The sequence below is a fragment of the Streptomyces sp. NPDC103540 genome (genome assembly GCF_055584445.1).
This window is the reverse complement of sequence record NZ_JBVJMA010000011.1, coordinates 150,192-165,384: the sequence shown is the minus strand read 5'-3', so window position 1 is coordinate 165,384 and position 15,193 is coordinate 150,192. Positions and strand designations below refer to the sequence as shown.

Annotated in this window: 14 protein-coding genes; 9 read left to right on the top strand and 5 right to left on the bottom strand. The window is 71.3% G+C overall.

The genetic code is table 11. The features are described 5' to 3' along the window. Nucleotides 1-43 precede the first annotated feature (43 nt). Together glp and galU are read right to left on the bottom strand one after the other, a co-directional pair. Complete coding sequence (glp, locus tag ACZ6ZI_RS26260) at nucleotides 44-1,384, bottom strand: molybdotransferase-like divisome protein Glp (protein ID WP_363055096.1); 1,341 nt, start codon at nucleotides 1,382-1,384, stop codon at nucleotides 44-46. A 4-nt stretch (nucleotides 1,385-1,388) separates the two neighbouring features. Next, nucleotides 1,389-2,291: a UTP--glucose-1-phosphate uridylyltransferase GalU gene (galU, locus tag ACZ6ZI_RS26255; RefSeq protein WP_363055097.1), complete on the bottom strand. Its 903-nt coding sequence runs from the start codon at nucleotides 2,289-2,291 to the stop codon at nucleotides 1,389-1,391. A gap of 93 nt (nucleotides 2,292-2,384) precedes the next feature. Here galU and ACZ6ZI_RS26250 point away from each other — a divergent pair, with 93 nt between their 5' ends. After that, complete coding sequence (locus ACZ6ZI_RS26250; protein ID WP_469524662.1) at nucleotides 2,385-3,032, top strand: 5-formyltetrahydrofolate cyclo-ligase; 648 nt, start codon at nucleotides 2,385-2,387, stop codon at nucleotides 3,030-3,032. On the opposite strand, the gene ACZ6ZI_RS26245 is transcribed toward ACZ6ZI_RS26250, so the two are convergent. Next, nucleotides 3,016-5,859 (bottom strand): penicillin acylase family protein, encoded by a 2,844-nt coding sequence (locus ACZ6ZI_RS26245; RefSeq protein ID WP_469524661.1) that lies wholly within the window; start codon nucleotides 5,857-5,859, stop codon nucleotides 3,016-3,018. The two genes, ACZ6ZI_RS26250 and ACZ6ZI_RS26245, sit on opposite strands and share 17 nt — an antisense overlap. A 260-nt stretch (nucleotides 5,860-6,119) precedes the next feature. On the opposite strand from ACZ6ZI_RS26245, the gene ACZ6ZI_RS26240 reads away from it, so the two are divergent. The 8 genes from ACZ6ZI_RS26240 to mscL all read left to right on the top strand — a co-directional run bounded on the left by ACZ6ZI_RS26240 (nucleotide 6,120) and on the right by mscL (nucleotide 13,467). Further along, nucleotides 6,120-7,598, top strand: coding sequence for a potassium/proton antiporter (locus ACZ6ZI_RS26240; RefSeq protein ID WP_469524894.1), 1,479 nt, complete (start codon nucleotides 6,120-6,122; stop codon nucleotides 7,596-7,598). A 687-nt stretch (nucleotides 7,599-8,285) separates the two neighbouring features. Next, nucleotides 8,286-9,629 (top strand): MFS transporter, encoded by a 1,344-nt coding sequence (locus ACZ6ZI_RS26235; RefSeq protein WP_469524660.1) that lies wholly within the window; start codon nucleotides 8,286-8,288, stop codon nucleotides 9,627-9,629. A gap of 67 nt (nucleotides 9,630-9,696) precedes the next feature. Further along, nucleotides 9,697-10,017, top strand: a complete 321-nt coding sequence (locus tag ACZ6ZI_RS26230; RefSeq protein ID WP_469524659.1) for an FmdB family zinc ribbon protein — start codon at nucleotides 9,697-9,699, stop codon at nucleotides 10,015-10,017. A 115-nt stretch (nucleotides 10,018-10,132) separates the two neighbouring features. Then, nucleotides 10,133-10,966 (top strand): S-methyl-5'-thioadenosine phosphorylase, encoded by an 834-nt coding sequence (locus ACZ6ZI_RS26225; RefSeq protein ID WP_363055101.1) that lies wholly within the window; start codon nucleotides 10,133-10,135, stop codon nucleotides 10,964-10,966. A 151-nt stretch (nucleotides 10,967-11,117) separates the two neighbouring features. Next, nucleotides 11,118-11,399 (top strand): hypothetical protein, encoded by a 282-nt coding sequence (locus tag ACZ6ZI_RS26220; protein ID WP_469524658.1) that lies wholly within the window; start codon nucleotides 11,118-11,120, stop codon nucleotides 11,397-11,399. A 136-nt stretch (nucleotides 11,400-11,535) separates the two neighbouring features. Continuing rightward, nucleotides 11,536-12,096: a carboxymuconolactone decarboxylase family protein gene (locus ACZ6ZI_RS26215; protein ID WP_469524656.1), complete on the top strand. Its 561-nt coding sequence runs from the start codon at nucleotides 11,536-11,538 to the stop codon at nucleotides 12,094-12,096. A gap of 180 nt (nucleotides 12,097-12,276) precedes the next feature. Next, nucleotides 12,277-12,849, top strand: a complete 573-nt coding sequence (locus ACZ6ZI_RS26210) for a hypothetical protein (protein ID WP_469524655.1) — start codon at nucleotides 12,277-12,279, stop codon at nucleotides 12,847-12,849. A 123-nt stretch (nucleotides 12,850-12,972) separates the two neighbouring features. Then, nucleotides 12,973-13,467, top strand: coding sequence for a large conductance mechanosensitive channel protein MscL (mscL, locus tag ACZ6ZI_RS26205; protein WP_469524654.1), 495 nt, complete (start codon nucleotides 12,973-12,975; stop codon nucleotides 13,465-13,467). A gap of 13 nt (nucleotides 13,468-13,480) precedes the next feature. Here the strand turns inward: mscL and ACZ6ZI_RS26200 are convergent, their stop codons facing one another. Both ACZ6ZI_RS26200 and ACZ6ZI_RS26195 read right to left on the bottom strand, forming a co-directional pair. Further along, entirely contained in the window at nucleotides 13,481-13,726 is a 246-nt protein-coding gene (locus ACZ6ZI_RS26200) for a hypothetical protein (protein ID WP_469524653.1), read from the bottom strand. A gap of 37 nt (nucleotides 13,727-13,763) precedes the next feature. Continuing rightward, the gene (locus ACZ6ZI_RS26195) at nucleotides 13,764-15,191 is read right to left on the bottom strand and encodes a NarK family nitrate/nitrite MFS transporter (RefSeq protein ID WP_469524651.1); all 1,428 of its coding nucleotides are present in this window, start codon (nucleotides 15,189-15,191) and stop codon (nucleotides 13,764-13,766) included. Nucleotides 15,192-15,193 lie beyond the last annotated feature (2 nt).

Here is a 15,193-nt window from a genome sequence, read left to right as displayed (position 1 = left end):
CCTGGGGCCTGTGGAGCAACACGCTACCGCCACCGGGCGGTGGTCAGCCGAGCAGGATCACTTCCAGCTCGGTGCCCGGCTCGACCGAGGTGACCTCCTCCGGTACGACGAGCAGCGAGTCGGCGTGGGCCAGCGCGGCGATCAGGTGGGAGCCGGATCCGCCGACCGTGGCGACCGTGCCGTTCTCCTCGTCGAAGGTGGCGCGCAGGAACTGGCGGCGGCCGGCCGGGGAGCCGAGCGGCTTGTCGGCGACGAGGGTGGCGCGCACGGACGGCCGGCTGAGCGTCCGCTCGGGCAGGCCCATCAGCGCGCGGATCGCGGGGCGCACGAACAGCTCGAAGGAGACGTAGGAGGAGACCGGGTTGCCGGGCAGGGCGAGGAGCGGGGTGTGGTCGGGGCCGACGGTGCCGAAGCCCTGGGGCTTGCCGGGCTGCATGGCGAGCCGGCGGAAGTCGACGCCGCCGGGCGTGACGTCGTCCTCGCCGCCGGGGAGGGTGGTCAGGGCCTCCTTGACCACGTCGTACGCGCCGACGCTGACGCCGCCGGTGGTGACGAGGAGGTCGGCCCGGATCAGCTGGTCCTCGATGGTGGCGCGCAGGCCCTCGGCGTCGTCCTCGACGGCGCCGACGCGGTAGGCGATGGCGCCGGCGTCGCGGGCGGCGGCGGCCAGGGCGAAGCTGTTGGAGTCGTAGATCGTTCCGGCGGTGAGGGGTTCGCCGGGCTGGACCAGCTCGCTGCCGGTGGACAGGACGACCACGCGGGGGCGGGGGCGGACGCGGACGGTGCCGCGGCCGATGGCGGCGAGCAGCGCGATCTGCGGCGGGCCGAGGACGGTGCCGGCGGCCAGGGCGAGGTCGCCGGCGGCGACGTCGCTGCCGCGCGCGCGGACGTGGGCGCGGGCCTCGGCGGGGCGGTGCACGCGCACCTCGCCGGCCGCGCCCTCGGGCGCCTCGCTGGCCGGGACCATGCCGGTGGCGGCGCCGGCGCCGGCGCCGCCGTCGGTCCACTCGACGGGGACGACCGCCTCGGCGCCGGGCGGCAGGGGCGCGCCGGTCATGATGCGGGCGGCCTGGCCGGGGCCGACGGTGGGCAGTTCGCCGCTGCCCGCCGCGACGTCGCCGATGACGGCGAGCACCGCGGGGAACTCCTCGCTGGCGCCCTGGACGTCCGCCGTGCGGACGGCGTACCCGTCCATGGAGCTGTTGTCGAAGGGCGGGAGGGCGACGGGCACGGTGACGTCCTCGACCAGGACACAGCCCTGGGCGTCGAGCAGCTGGAGCTCGATGGGCTCCAGCGGCCGGACGGTGGCGAGGACGTCCGCGAGGTGCTCGTCCACCGACCACAGACGGTGGTGGCCGGTGTCCTGCGGCGCGGAACTGCTCAAGGTCCTACATCTCCTCCGTGACGTAACGGTGAAGCCAGGTGCGGAACTCCGGGCCGAGGTCCTCGCGCTCGCACGCGAGTCGGACGATGGCCCGCAGGTAGTCCCCGCGGTCCCCGGTGTCGTAGCGGCGGCCCCGGAAGACCACGCCGTGCACCGGGCCGCCCACGCTCTCGTCGGCGGCAAGCTTCTGCAGGGCGTCGGTGAGCTGGATCTCCCCGCCGCGGCCCGGCTCGGTCTCCCGCAGTATGCCGAAGATCGCGGGATTGAGGACGTAGCGTCCGATGACGGCGAAGTTGCTGGGCGCCTCGGAGGCGTCCGGCTTCTCCACGAGGCCGGTGACGCGCACGACGTCGGGCTCGTCGGTGGGCTCGACGGCGGCGCAGCCGTAGAGGTGGACGCTGGAGGGCTCGACCTCCATGAGCGCGATCACGGTGCCGCCGGTGCGCGCGTGGATGTCGACCATCTGGCGCAGGAGCGGGTCGCGGGGGTCGATGAGGTCGTCGCCGAGCAGGACGGCGAAGGGTTCGCTGCCGACGTGCGGTTCGGCGCACAGGACGGCGTGGCCGAGGCCGCGGGGGTCGCCCTGGCGCACGTAGTGCATGGTGGCGAGGTCGCTGGACTCCTGGACCTTCTTCAGTCGGTCGTCGTCGCCCTTGGCGATGAGGGCCGATTCCAGTTCGTAGTTCCGGTCGAAGTGGTCTTCCAGGGGCCGCTTGTTACGTCCCGTGATCATGAGTACGTCGTCCAGGCCGGCCGAGACGGCCTCCTCGACCACGTACTGGATGGCCGGTTTGTCCACGACCGGCAGCATTTCCTTGGGGGTCGCCTTGGTCGCCGGGAGGAACCGAGTGCCGAGGCCCGCAGCCGGAATGACGGCTTTCTTGATCACGGGGTGCGACTGAGTCATGGGCAGAACGATAGTGGGTCACATCGAACGCCCGGTCCCTTCCGGTAAATACACCCAGGTACATACCAATAGCAGAGGATATGTGACCCGATCGTGACACACGGCCCGTCCGCACCCGACCCGTCAGCACCCGACCCGGCCGCCGCCGCGAAGGGGGGCCTGCGCCGCGAACTCCTCGCCGCCCGCCGGGCCCTGTCCCCCGAGGCCCGCGCCCGCGCGGCACGCGACCTCGCCCGCACCGCCCTGGCCCTGCCCGAACTCGCCGACGCGCACACGGTGGCCGCGTACGTCTCCGTCGGCGGCGAACCCGGCACCCGTGACCTCCTCGACGCCCTGCGCGCGGCCGGCAAGCGGGTACTGCTGCCGCTGCTGCTCCCCGACGACGACCTCGACTGGGCGCCCTACGACGGCCCCGACGGCCTCGTCGAGGCCGCGCACCCGGGGAAGATGCGGCTGCTGGAGCCCGCCGGGCCGGCCCTGGGCCCGGACGCCGTCACGGACGCCGACGCCGTCCTGCTGCCCGGCCTGGCCGTGGACCGGCGCGGGATGCGGCTGGGACGCGGCGGGGGATCGTACGACCGCGTCCTGGCCCGACTGGAACGGGCCGGCGCGCATCCCGCCCTGGTGGTGCTCCTCTACGACGAAGAGGTGGTCGCGCGGGTCCCGGAGGAACCGCACGACCACCCCGTCCGGGCGGTGGCCACCCCCTCGGGGGTGGTGCGCTTTACGGCTTCAGCGTGAGCGTCTCGACCGTCGCCTTGTCCACGGCCTCCTTGCCGAAGGGCCAGTCCAACAGCTCGCCCTTGGCCCAGAGCGTCGTCTGGTCCGTGTAGTTGGAGTGGTACGCGTGACCCGAGGCGCCGGTGAGGTTGATCCAGCGCGACTTGTCGAGGTCGTTGAGGTTGACGACCATGCGCATCGACGGCACCCAGGTGACGCCGTAACCGCTGGAGGCGTTCCAGCCGGTCGCGTTGACGGTGGCCTCGCCGCCGCCCAGGTTCCACGGGCCGCGGTTGAGGAGCCACTGCATGAAGCCGGGGCCCTCCTTGCCGATGGTCTGGTTCTTCAGCGTCAGCTGGTGCAGTCGGCCCCAGCTCCAGGTCGACTGGTCCTTGCCGAGCTTGGCGGTCAGCTCCCAGCGGGCGTCCTTCATGGCCCGTGCGAACAGCTCGTCGCGGGTGGTGGTCTCCTTCTCGCCCAGCTTGCGGGCCGGCGACTTCCACCAGGCGGACTTCTCGTCCTTGACCAGTCGACGGACGACCTCGAACCAGCGGTCGCCGCCGTCGGGCTGCGCCGAGTCCGGGCCGCGCTCGCCGCATTCTCGGACCACGTCGGAGAGGTCGTCGTTGGGGCCGTTGGCCTCCTTGACGTTGACGCAGCTGCCCTCGACCCGCAGTTCCTTGGGCATCTTGTCGCCGAAGGAGAGCTTGAGGATGTTGCGCCAGACCGCGTTGAAGTACGCGGCCGCCGCCGAGTCCGGCTCCTGCGTGTAGTTCCAGCCGTCGAGGAGCTTCTGCGCCGAGCGCACGTCCGGGTCGGAGACCTGGATCTTGGCCAGCATCGGGGTCAGCAGCGCGGCGATCTCGCTGCTGTTGTCCATCTGCATGGTGCGCATGTCGTCGGTGGAGATCTTGCCGTTGTCCTTGATCTTCGCCTCGATGAGGTCGTTGATCCGCTGGCTGCGGGCGCCGTAGCCCCAGTCGGTCGTCAGGACGTACGGGTACTTGCCGGGGCCGGTGCCGGACTCGGCGACGGCCTGGTTGGCGGTGACGACGTAGCCGCGGGCCGGGTTGAGCTCCCAGGGCATCTCGTTCTGCGGGATGTAGCCCGCGTTGCCGTCCTTGCCGCCCTTCCAGGCGTACTTCGGGTCCCAGCCGGGCGCCGGCATGCGGCCGTCGCCCTGGGTGCGGATCGGGATCCGGCCCGGGGCCTGGTAGCCGATGTTGCCGGTGGCGCCCTTGTTGTCGGCGTAGATCAGGTTCTGCGAGGGGACCTCGAAGTCGGCGGCCGCCGCGCGGAAGCCGTTGAAGTCCTTGGCGCGGTCCAGCTTGAAGATCGCGTCCATCGACCGGCCGGGGTCCAGGGCGGTCCAGCGCAGGGCGATGGCGTAGCCGTTGCCGCGGTCGGGGGCGGAGCTGGGGACGGGGGCGCGGGTGCCGACCGTGCCGAGCTCGTCGCTGCGGTCGGAGATCAGCGGTCCGTTGTTGGTGCTGCGGACGGTGATCTTCTTGCTCGCGCCGCCGGCGACCTTGATCTCCTCTTCGCGGGTGGTGAAGGGGAGCGTCTTGTTGTCGTAGACGTAGCCGTCGGGCTTGACCTGCTCCAGGTAGAGGTCGGTGACGTCGGCGCCGAGGTTGGTCAGGCCCCAGGCGATGTCGGCGTTGTGGCCGATGACCACGCCGGGCATGCCCGAGAAGGTGTAGCCGGCGACGTCGTACTGGCACTGGGCCGAGACGGTGCGGCAGTGCAGACCCATCTGGTACCAGACCGAGGGGAGCTGCGGGGACAGGTGCGGGTCGTTGGCGAGGAGCGGCTTGCCGGTGGTCGTGTACTTGCCCGAGACCACCCAGGAGTTCGAGCCGATGCCGCTGCCGTTGGGGCCGAGGATCGCCGGGATCTCGTCCAGGGTCTTGGAGAGGGCGGTCAGCTGCGTGCGCAGACCGGCGCTCGCGCCCTGGGCGGTGGAGTTGCCGGCGAGGCCGGGGGAACCGTTGCCGGCGGTGCCTGCGCCGGTGCCGCCGGTGCCGGTGCCCGTGCCGGTGCCGGTGCCCGTGCCGCCGGTGGAGGCGCCGGGGGTGCCGGCGGGGGCGTACTTGCCGCCGGCGACCGTACCGCCCTCGACGATCGGCTTGTTCCGGTCGAAGGGGTACGGCGGGTACAGCTCGTCGATCTGCTGCTGCGACAGCGACGAGGCCATCAGCGAGCGGTCGATCTCGTCCTGCATGTTGCCGCGCAGGTCCCAGGCCATGGCCTTGAGCCAGGCCACCGAGTCGACCGGCGTCCACTTCTCGGGCGCGTAGTCGTCGGTGAGCTTGAGGGCCGCGTGCTCGACGGAGAGGTCCTTGCCGGACTTCCCCTTCAGGTACGCGTTGACCCCGTCGGCGTAGGCCTGGAGGTACTTCTTCGTCTCGGGTGAGAGCTTGGTGTCGTACTCGGCCTGCGCGACCTGACGCCAGCCCAGCGTGCGCAGGAAGGCGTCGGTCTCCACCTGGCCGGAGCCGAACATCTCCGACAGGCGGCCGGAGGTCATGTGACGGCGTACGTCCATCTCCCAGAACCGGTCCTGCGCGTGGACGAAGCCCTGCGCGCGGAAGAGGTCGTCGTCGTTGTCGGCGTAGAGCTGGGGGATCCCGTGCTCGTCGCGCTTGACGTCGACGGTCCCGGTCAGCCCGGGGACCTTGAGGGAGCCGGTGGTCTGCGGGAAGGAGGCGCGCACGGTGTCCGCGCTCCAGTACGCGCCGTAGCCGAGGCCCGCCAAGAGCGCCAGGACCATGACGAGCACGAGCAGGCGTGCGCGTGCGCGTCGTCCCTTCTTCTTGACGGGAGGTCCGGATTCTGTGGCGGGCATCGCTGTCCTTAGAGGGGCAGGGTGGTCCTGGCAGTACTGGGAGCAACCATAGGCGCAGGACCGGCTCCGGTGATCCGCCAGGGGTCGGGCTGCCGAGGACAGGGGCCGGTGGGCGTTTCACAATGTGAGGAGCGCGTCAAGAAATCGTCAACTATTAGGTAAGGTAACGAAGTACTTGCCGACCGCGCCCGCGAGGATCCATCCGCCCCGGCGCCACGAGGAAAGGCCGCCCACTGACTGTCCACACGCTCAATGAGCTCCTGCTGGTCTGCTCGCTCGTCCTGCTCGTCGCCGTCGCGGCGGTGCGCATCTCCTCACGCAGCGGCCTTCCCAGCCTGCTCATCTATCTCGGCATAGGCGTGGCGATAGGCCAGGACGGCATAGGCAACGTCGTATTCGACAACGCCGAGCTGACCCAGGTCATCGGCTACGCCGCGCTCGTCGTGATCCTCGCCGAGGGCGGTCTGGGCACCAAGTGGAAAGAGATCAAGCCGGCGCTGCCGGCGGCGATCGTGCTGTCGCTGGTCGGCGTCGCGATCAGCGTGGGCGTGACGGCGGCGGGCGCGCACTATCTCGTGGGGCTGGAGTGGCGCCAGGCTCTGCTGATCGGCGCGGTCGTCTCCTCGACCGACGCCGCGGCCGTCTTCTCCGTCCTGCGCAAGGTCCCGCTCCCCTCGCGGGTGACGGGCGTGCTGGAGGCGGAGTCGGGATTCAACGACGCCCCGGTGGTCATCCTGGTCGTGGCCTTCGCGACGGTCGGACCGGTGGACGAGTGGTACCTGCTGCTCGGCAAGATCGCGCTGGAACTGACCATCGGCGCCGCGATCGGTCTGGCGGTGGGCTTCCTGGGGGCGTACGGCCTGCGGCACGTGGCGCTGCCCGCCTCGGGCCTGTACCCGATCGCGGTGATGGCGATCGCCGTGACCGCGTACGCGGCCGGCGCGATGGCGCACGGCTCCGGGTTCCTCGCGGTCTACCTGGCGGCGATGGTGCTGGGGAACGCGAAGCTGCCGCACTGGCCGGCCACGCGCGGGTTCGCGGACGGGCTCGGCTGGATCGCGCAGATCGGCATGTTCGTGCTGCTGGGCCTGCTGGTGACCCCGCACGAGCTGGTGAACGACTTCTGGCCCGCCGTGATCATCGGACTGGTGCTGACGATGGTGGCGAGGCCGCTGGAGGTGTTCGTCAGCCTGATCCCGTTCCGCCTGCCCTGGCAGGAGAAGACGCTGATGTCCTGGGCGGGGCTGCGCGGCGCCGTGCCCATCATCCTGGCGACCATCCCGATGGTGTCGGGGATCGAGGGCAGCGACCGCGTCTTCAACATCGTCTTCGTGCTCGTCGTCGTCTACACCCTGGTGCAGGGGCCGACGCTGCCGTGGCTCGCGCGCAAGCTGAACCTCGGCGACACGGACGAGACCGCCTCCGACCTCGGGATCGAGTCGGCGCCGCTGGAGAAACTGCGCGGCCACCTGCTGTCGTTCGCGATCCCGCCCGCGTCGCGGATGCACGGCGTCGAGGTCGGTGAGCTGCGCCTGCCGGCCGGGGCGTCGGTGACGTTGGTGGTGCGGGACGCGAAGAGCTTCGTGCCGTCGCCGTCGACCGTGCTGCGGCGCGGGGACGAGCTGCTGGTGGTGGCCACCGACCCGGTGCGCGACGCGGCGGAGGCGCGGCTGCGCGCGGTGGCGCGCGGCGGCAAGCTCGCGGGGTGGCTGGGGACGGGCGGGGCGACGTCCCTGTAGACGCCCGAGGAGGGATGGGTGGGCGGCAGGTCGATCGCCGCTTCGGCGGGGCGGCGTGGCAGCGCGGCGGCGCGGCGGCGCGGCGGCGCGGCGGCGCGGCGGCGGAGCATGCGGGTCGGCCGGGCGGCCGGTCGGTCGCTCACCGGCCGTTCATTCGTTCGTCGCATCCTCCCGGGGCCTCCCGGGGCCTCCGATCGGGGCGGAACCGCCCCCGGGAGGCGTCACCCTGGGTGCGCGGCGTCACTTTGGGTGACAAATACCCCTTGCGGTCGGAGGTTTTTGCGGCCCCATGGTGGCATCGGCGAAGATTTTCCGTTAGAGCGACGCTCTAATTCGGCCATTTTCGGTGGCGTCTCGGCCGGATTGCCCCCATATCAAGGGTCAGGGAATGCGAAGCTCCAGTTAATCGCAGGTGAAGACACGAGTTGTCAGCGCAATCACAGGGCGTGGTAGCGAATCCCCCTGTACGATGAAGGCACACCACATCGAACCAACTCTGCCTGACGCAGAGCTGGCGCGACCGCAAAGCGGCCGTGGCACCCTCCCGCAGTGGGGCGCCCAGGTATCACTCGGTTCTGCGCAAGAGGACAGCTCTCGGGGCTCCCACATGTACGGGTGCGGTCGCTCACAAGGCGGCCCATCGTCCGCAGACGGGGACGCTCTACCAGGCAGCGGAAAGGCCAGGCCGTGACATCCGCGGTCACGACCGACAAGTCCGCCACGTCCACCCGCCCCGGCTACGGGCAGCTGCTGCGCACGCCCGGCGCCCTCGGCTTCGTCCTCCCCGGCTTCGCCGCCCGCCTGCCCTTCGGCATGCTGACGATCAGCATCCTGCTGCTCGTCCAGCACGCGACCGGCTCCTACGGCGACGCCGGCATCGTCTCCGCCGTCACCGGCGTCTCCATGGCCCTGTTCGCGCCGGTCATGGGCAAGTTCACCGACCGCCGCGGCCAGAGCGCCGTCCTCGTCCCGGTCGTCCTCGTCCACGCCACCGCGGTCTCCGCTCTGACCGCGCTGGCGCTCCTCGGCGCCCCCCTGTGGGCGCTCGCGCTGGCCGCCGTCCCGGCCGGCGCGTCGGTCCCGCAGGTCGGCCCCATGGTCCGGTCGCGCTGGGCCGCCAAGCTGGAGGGCTCGCCGCTGCTGCCGACGGCCGCCGCGTTCGAGTCCGTCACCGACGAGTTCACCTTCGTCGTCGGCCCCGTGCTCGCCACCGCGCTGTGCACCGGCATCCACCCGGCGGCCGGCCTGGCCACCGAGGCGGCCCTGACGCTGCTCGGCGGCCTGTTCTTCGCCGCCCAGCGCGCCACCGAGCCGAAGCTCGCCGCGGCCGCCGCCAACGGCGAGCAGCACGCCTCCGCGCTGTCCTACCCGGGCCTGCGCGTCCTGATCGTCGCGTTCCTCGGGATCGGCGCCGTCTTCGGCGGCATGCAGATCTCCCTGGCCGCCTTCTCCAGCGAGATCGGCAACCCGGGCGCCAACGGCCTGCTCTACGGCGTCTTCGCCGCGGGCAACATGACCGCCGGCATCGCCATGGGCGCCATCGCCTGGAAGATCGGCCCGCGCCGTCGCCTGATCCTCGGGTACATCGGCCTCACCGCCGCCGCGTCGGTCCTGTGGGCCGCGCACTCGGTGGTCCTGCTGGGCGCCCTCGGCCTGGTCGTGGGTCTGTGCATCGCCCCCGCGCTGATCACCGGCTACACCATGGTCGAGCAGCTGATCCCGGCCGCCTCGCGCACCGAGGCCTTCACCTGGCTGACCGGCGCCGTCGCCTTCGGGCAGGCCGTCGCCGTGATCGTGGCCGGCCGCCTGACGGACGCCCACGGGTCCTCGTACGGCTTCCTGGTCCCCCTTGTGGCGACCGCGCTCGCGCTGGCCACGCTGCTGACGCTGCGCTCGAAGCTGGCCCCGAAGGCCCCGAGCCGGGTCGTGAACTCGTCCGCGCGCACCGCCCCCGCGGCCGCGCCGGCCGCCGAGCGTAACCGGGTGAACGAGCGTGGCATCGGTCACCGCACGCCGGTGACGGTGGACTGATCCGCCGGAATACGTCACCATGGAGCGTCGTTAGCACTCATCGAGTCAGAGTGCCAGGAGGAAATTCGTGCCGACCTACCAGTACCAGTGCACCGAGTGCGGTGAGGGCCTTGAGGCCGTGCAGAAGTTCACCGATGACGCGCTGACCGTGTGCCCGAGCTGCGACGGACGCCTGAAGAAGGTGTTCTCCGCCGTCGGCATCGTGTTCAAGGGTTCCGGTTTCTACCGGAACGACAGCCGTGGCGCCTCGTCGAGCAGCACGCCCGCTTCGAAGTCGTCCTCGTCGTCGTCTGCCACGTCCACGACGACGACGTCGACCGCCGCTCCCGCCTCCTCGTCCTCCTCGACGTCGGCCGGCACGAGCAGCAGCTCCACCTCGGCCGCCTGAGGCAGGCCGTTCCGTACGCCTTTCCGCGAGGCCCCGCACGCCCTTCCGGGCTTGCGGGGCCTCGCGCGTACCCGGGCCCGTGTGTGCCGTCGGGATGCCCCGTTAGGGTGGCGCCATGGTGAACGCAGAGATCGGCGTAATCGGCGGTTCGGGCTTCTACTCCTTCCTGGAGGACGTCTCCGAGATCCGGGTCGAGACGCCCTACGGCGCCCCGAGCGACTCCCTGTACGTGGGCGAGCTGGCCGGGCGCCAGGTGGCGTTCCTGCCGCGTCACGGCAAGAGCCACACCGTGCCGCCCCACAAGATCAACTACCGGGCGAACCTGTGGGCGCTGCGTTCGGTCGGCGTCCGCCAGGTGCTCGGCCCGTGCGCGGTCGGCGGCCTGCGGGCCGAGTACGGTCCGGGCACGCTGCTGGTACCGGACCAGCTGGTCGACCGTACGAAGTCCCGCGCCCAGACCTTCTTCGACGGCGAACCGCTGCCCGACGGCACGGTCCCCAACGTCGTGCACACGACCTTCGCCGATCCCTACTGCCCCGTCGGGCGTTCCGTCGCCCTCGCGGCGGCGCGGGGCCGCGACTGGGAGCCGGTGGACGGCGGCACCATGGTCGTCATCGAGGGACCGAGGTTCTCCACGCGCGCCGAGTCGCGCTGGCACGCGGCGGCCGGCTGGTCGGTGGTCGGCATGACCGGGCACCCGGAGGCGGTCCTCGCGCGTGAGCTGGGGCTCTGCTACACGTCGATGGCGCTGGTCACGGACCTGGACGCGGGCGCCGAGACGGGTGAGGGGGTCTCGCACACGGAGGTCCTGAAGGTGTTCGGGGAGAACGTCGGCCGGTTGCGCGAGGTCCTCTTCGACGCGGTGGCGGCGCTTCCGGCGACCGCGTCGCGCGACTGCCTGTGCACGCACGCCCACGACGGCTGGGACCTGGGCATCGAGCTCCCGTGACGGACGGGCCGCGGCGGTCCACCGCCTCGTCCCCGCTCCGCCCGCTCCCCGCGCGCGGAGCGGGCGGGTCGTGGGGGGGGGGCAGGTGGGTTGTGAGGGGCAGGCGGGTCGCGCGAGGCGCGCCGGCCGTGCGGGGTGGGCGGTGCGGGTGGTGACCGCCGGGGTGGTCGTACTGCTCGGGGTGGTCTCCGGATATTTCCTCGCCGTCGGTTACCTGGCCGAGCCGGGCCGGACCGACACCCGGGCGCACTCCGCGATCGGCGCGGGACTCGGCCTGTTCACCGGCGCCCTCGCAGCGCTCGTGACCTGGGCGTTCGTCGCGACGGGTCGACTGCGGTCCTGGTGGTTGTGGCCGCCCGCGCTGCTGATCGGCGCGGCCCTGCTGCGGCTGACGGTGTGGGCTCCCCCGCCCTACGGGTCGCCGTTGCCATAGCAGCGGCCGTCCCGGATCCGAGGCGGTTCCGAGGCGGTTGCGCGCCGGCTTCCTCGTCGGTGTCACATCCGCCGGTGCCGGCTTGTCTGCGTGGGTGAAGGACGTTCGAGAGCCTTCCGGATCGAAGGAAGCCGTCATGCCGCGCATCTCGCTCACCCCGCCCCGTACCCTCCTCATGCGTGTCCTGTCCTGGTACTCGCGCCGTACCTACGGCAAGGTCCTGGACCCCGGACTGGCGCTCGGTCACAACCCGCGCGTGCTGGTTTCCTACCTTCGGCTCGAACGGGGGGTCGCGAAGTGGAACAGGCTCGACGCCGGCCTGGGGCACCTCGCCGTGATGGCCTGCGCCGCCCGCATCAACTGCTCGTGGTGCATGGACTTCGGCTACTGGGAGGGGCACGAGCGGGGCTTGGCGCCGGAGAAGATCGAGCGGGTTCCGCGGTGGAGGGAGCACCGCGAGGTGTTCACCGGGCTGGAACTGCTGGTCATGGAGTACGCGGAGGCCATGACCGAGACCGAGCCGGCCGTCACCGACGAGCTCGCGGCCGAGCTGGTCGCGCGGCTCGGCGAGGAGGCGTTCGTCGAGCTGACGGCCGTGGTCGCGCTGGAGAACTGGCGGTCGCGGATCAACAGCGCCCTGGGGCTGACCAGCCAGGGGTTTTCGGAGGCCTGCCGGGTGCGGGGCGTTCGCGCCTGAGGCGGATTCCGCGCCCAAGGCGGTTGGTCTGCCGGGAGGTTCACCTCCCAGGGTGACGGCGTTGTCCACAACCTGGGGATCGTCCACAGGCCCCGCCGGAGGCCGGCGAAAAGGCGGAACGTGGGAGATGTCCGGGCGCCTGCCCGGACATCGGATCTCGACCCACCCGGCGGTGACCTCATGTCCAGGACCCCTTCCCCTTCCGCGTCCCCCTCCCCGTCTCCGTTCCCTTCGGCTTCCGACGCGGCCCCCTCCCCCACGTGCCCGCCCTCGCGTACGTGTCCCCCCTGCCGGCCCGTTCCGCCCTTCCCCCCGCTGGGCGTGGGCCGGGGTGCGGGGCGGCTGCGGCGCGCGGTGCGGCGTAGGCGGCGGGTCGCCTCGGCCGGGTTGGCGGTGGTCGCGGCGGCCCTCGCGGTGGGCGGGGCGGAGGCACGGGCCTCGCGCGGTGCGGCCGCCCCGCCGGTGGTGAAGCCGCCGCCCGCCGCGGTGCGGATGGTGTCGGCCCCGGTCAGGATCGCGGACGCGGCGACGGTGCGGCTGCTGCGTGCGGGCGCTCGCGTGGACGTGGTCGCGGTGGAGCGCGGCGGAGTGCCGAAGGTGGTGGCGGCGGGAGCCCGTGTGGCCGAAGTGCCCGCTCCGGAAGCGGGTGTCGGGGACGGTGGGGCGCTGGTGGTGCTGTCCGTGCCCAGGGAAACGGCGCGGGCCCTGGTGGGCGCCGGCGCGGTGGCACGGCTGGCGGTGGCGTTGTGTTGATTCGCACAGAAACCCAGTCAAGTCACCTTGGCGTGGGCATCGATTGGACACGCCGTGCGTGGACTGCCGTAGTTTTCGGAACCGTTGGTTCCGAGATCGGCAGTTCCGAGGAAAGGCTCAGTGGTGAGCGAGAAGAAGAAGGAGAGCGTCCTGGCGGGCTTCAAGGCCTTCCTGATGCGCGGCAACGTGGTGGACCTGGCGGTGGCCGTGGTCATCGGCGCCGCGTTCACGAACATCGTGAACTCGATCGTGAAGGGCATCATCAGCCCTCTCGTGGGTGCCATCGGCACAAAAAACCTGGATGTCTACACCTCGTGTCTGAAAGCACCCTGTGGGGTCGACGCGAAGGGCGAGCCGACCGGCGTGAACATCATGTGGGGCTCCGTGCTCAACGCCACGCTGACCTTCCTGATCACCGCGGCGGTCGTGTACTTCCTGATGGTCCTGCCGATGGCGAAGTACCTCGCCAAGCAGGAGGCGCGCCGCAAGGCGAAGGAAGGCGTGCAGGAGACGATGGAGATCACCGAGCTGGAGGTGCTCAAGGAGATCCGGGACGCCGTCGTCTCCCAGCGGGGGGCCAACGGCGGCCCGACGCCGGGGGCGCGCGACGCGTTCTGACCGTTCCTCCGGTTCAGATGTGGTGCGGGGGCTTCTCGTCGAGGAATCGGGCCAGGTCGGCCGCGCTTCCGCCGGCGGGCGGCCGCTCGCCCCAGCCCCGGTCGGTGTCGTCCGAGGACTGCTGGTCCAGCGGGTCGTCGAATACGAGCCGCGGCCTGGGCCGGGGCGCGGACTCCGGGCGGCCGGTGGATTCCGGCTTCGACCCGGCCGCGGCGGCGGGCGTGGGCTGCGGGTCGGAGGAGGGGGCGGCGGTGCTCATGCCTCAAGGGTACGACCGCCCCCGGTCCCGGTCCGGGTCAGCTGGGGGCCTCGGCGCCCTTGCGGGCGTAGAACCACCAGCACACGGCGAGGCAGGTCGCGTAGAAGCCGATGAACAGCCACAGGGCGCTGGTGACGGCCATGGCCGCGAACATGGCGGGGATGAAGAAGAACCCGTAGGCGGCGATGGCGGAGGAGAAGCCGGTGACCGCGCCCGCCTCCATCTCCGACTGCTTGAGCGCGGCCGCCTGCTCCTGGGGGCCCTGGCCCTGGACCTGGCGCATGTGCTGGTCGCGGAAGATCACCGGGATCTGCCGGAAGGTCGAGCCGTTGCCCAGTCCGGAGAAGGCGAAGGCCACCAGGAAGCCGATGAAGAAGGCCCAGAAGCTGCCCTGGTCGCTGCCGGAGGGCAGGGCGAAGATGACGACGACCAGCGCGGCGGCCATGCCGACGAAGGACAGCATGGTCACCCTGGCGCCGCCGATACGGTCGGAGAGCCAGCCGCCGCCCCAGCGCATGAGCGCGCCGATGAACGGCCCGATCCAGGCGTAGGTCGTCGCCTGGTAGCCCTGCGCCTCGAAGTTGTTCTTGATGAGGAGGGGAAGGCCGGCGGCGAAGCCGATGAAGGAGCCGAAGGTGCCGACGTAGAGCCAGGTCATCAGCCAGTTGTGCTTACGCTTGAAGATGATCTTCTGCTGGCTGAAGGGGGCGGCGGCCACCTTGAGGTCGTTCATCAGGAACCAGGCGAGCACCGCCATGATCACCAGGAGCGGCACCCACAGGAAGGCCCCGTTCTGGAGCCAGATGTCCGTGTCGTTCTTCGTGTCGCGCTGCGGACCGCCCGCCGGGGCGCCGAGCACGGCCGCGGTGATGACGAGCGGCGCGACGAGTTGGACGACGCTCACGCCGAGGTTGCCGAGGCCGCCGTTGAGGCCGTTGGCGCTGCCCTTCTCCCGCTTGGGGAAGAAGAAGCCGATGTTGGCCATGGAGGAGGCGAAGTTGGCGCCGCCGATGCCGCAGACGGCCGCGATGAGGGCCAGTTCCCAGTAGGGGGTGCCGGAGTCCTGGAGGGCGAAGCCCAGCCACAGCATGGGGACGACGAGGATCAGCGTGCTGAAGGCCGTGAACTTCCGCTCGCCGAAGATCGGTCCGATGAAGGTGTAGAGGATGCGGAAGGTGCCGCCGGTGATGCCGGGGATGGCGGTGAGCCAGAAGAGCTGCGACTGGGAGAAGGCGAAGCCCACGTCGTTCAGCTTGACGACGGTGACCGACCAGACCTGCCAGACCACGAAGCCGAGCATCAGCGCGGGGATGGACACCCACAGGTTGCGCTGGGCGACCCGGCGGCCCGTGGACTGCCAGAAGGCGTCGTCCTCGGGGCGCCAGTCTCCGATGGTGGCGCCCGGCTTGTAGGTCTCGGCGCGGTGCGATCGGACCGTGGGCGGGGTGGGCGTGGGTATCGACATGG

Bases quoted from the DNA above. Each gene is read 5' to 3' on its own strand.
- ACZ6ZI_RS26195 (WP_469524651.1), bottom strand. From the start codon at position 15,191: ATGTCGATACCCACGCCCACCCCGCCCACGGTCCGATCGCACCGCGCC.
- galU (WP_363055097.1), bottom strand. From the start codon at position 2,291: ATGACTCAGTCGCACCCCGTGATCAAGAAAGCCGTCATTCCGGCTGCG.
- ACZ6ZI_RS26245 (WP_469524661.1), bottom strand. From the start codon at position 5,859: ATGCCCGCCACAGAATCCGGACCTCCCGTCAAGAAGAAGGGACGACGC.
- ACZ6ZI_RS26210 (WP_469524655.1), top strand. From the start codon at position 12,277: ATGTCCAGGACCCCTTCCCCTTCCGCGTCCCCCTCCCCGTCTCCGTTC.
- ACZ6ZI_RS26225 (WP_363055101.1), top strand. From the start codon at position 10,133: ATGGTGAACGCAGAGATCGGCGTAATCGGCGGTTCGGGCTTCTACTCC.
- ACZ6ZI_RS26200 (WP_469524653.1), bottom strand. From the start codon at position 13,726: ATGAGCACCGCCGCCCCCTCCTCCGACCCGCAGCCCACGCCCGCCGCC.
- ACZ6ZI_RS26215 (WP_469524656.1), top strand. From the start codon at position 11,536: ATGCCGCGCATCTCGCTCACCCCGCCCCGTACCCTCCTCATGCGTGTC.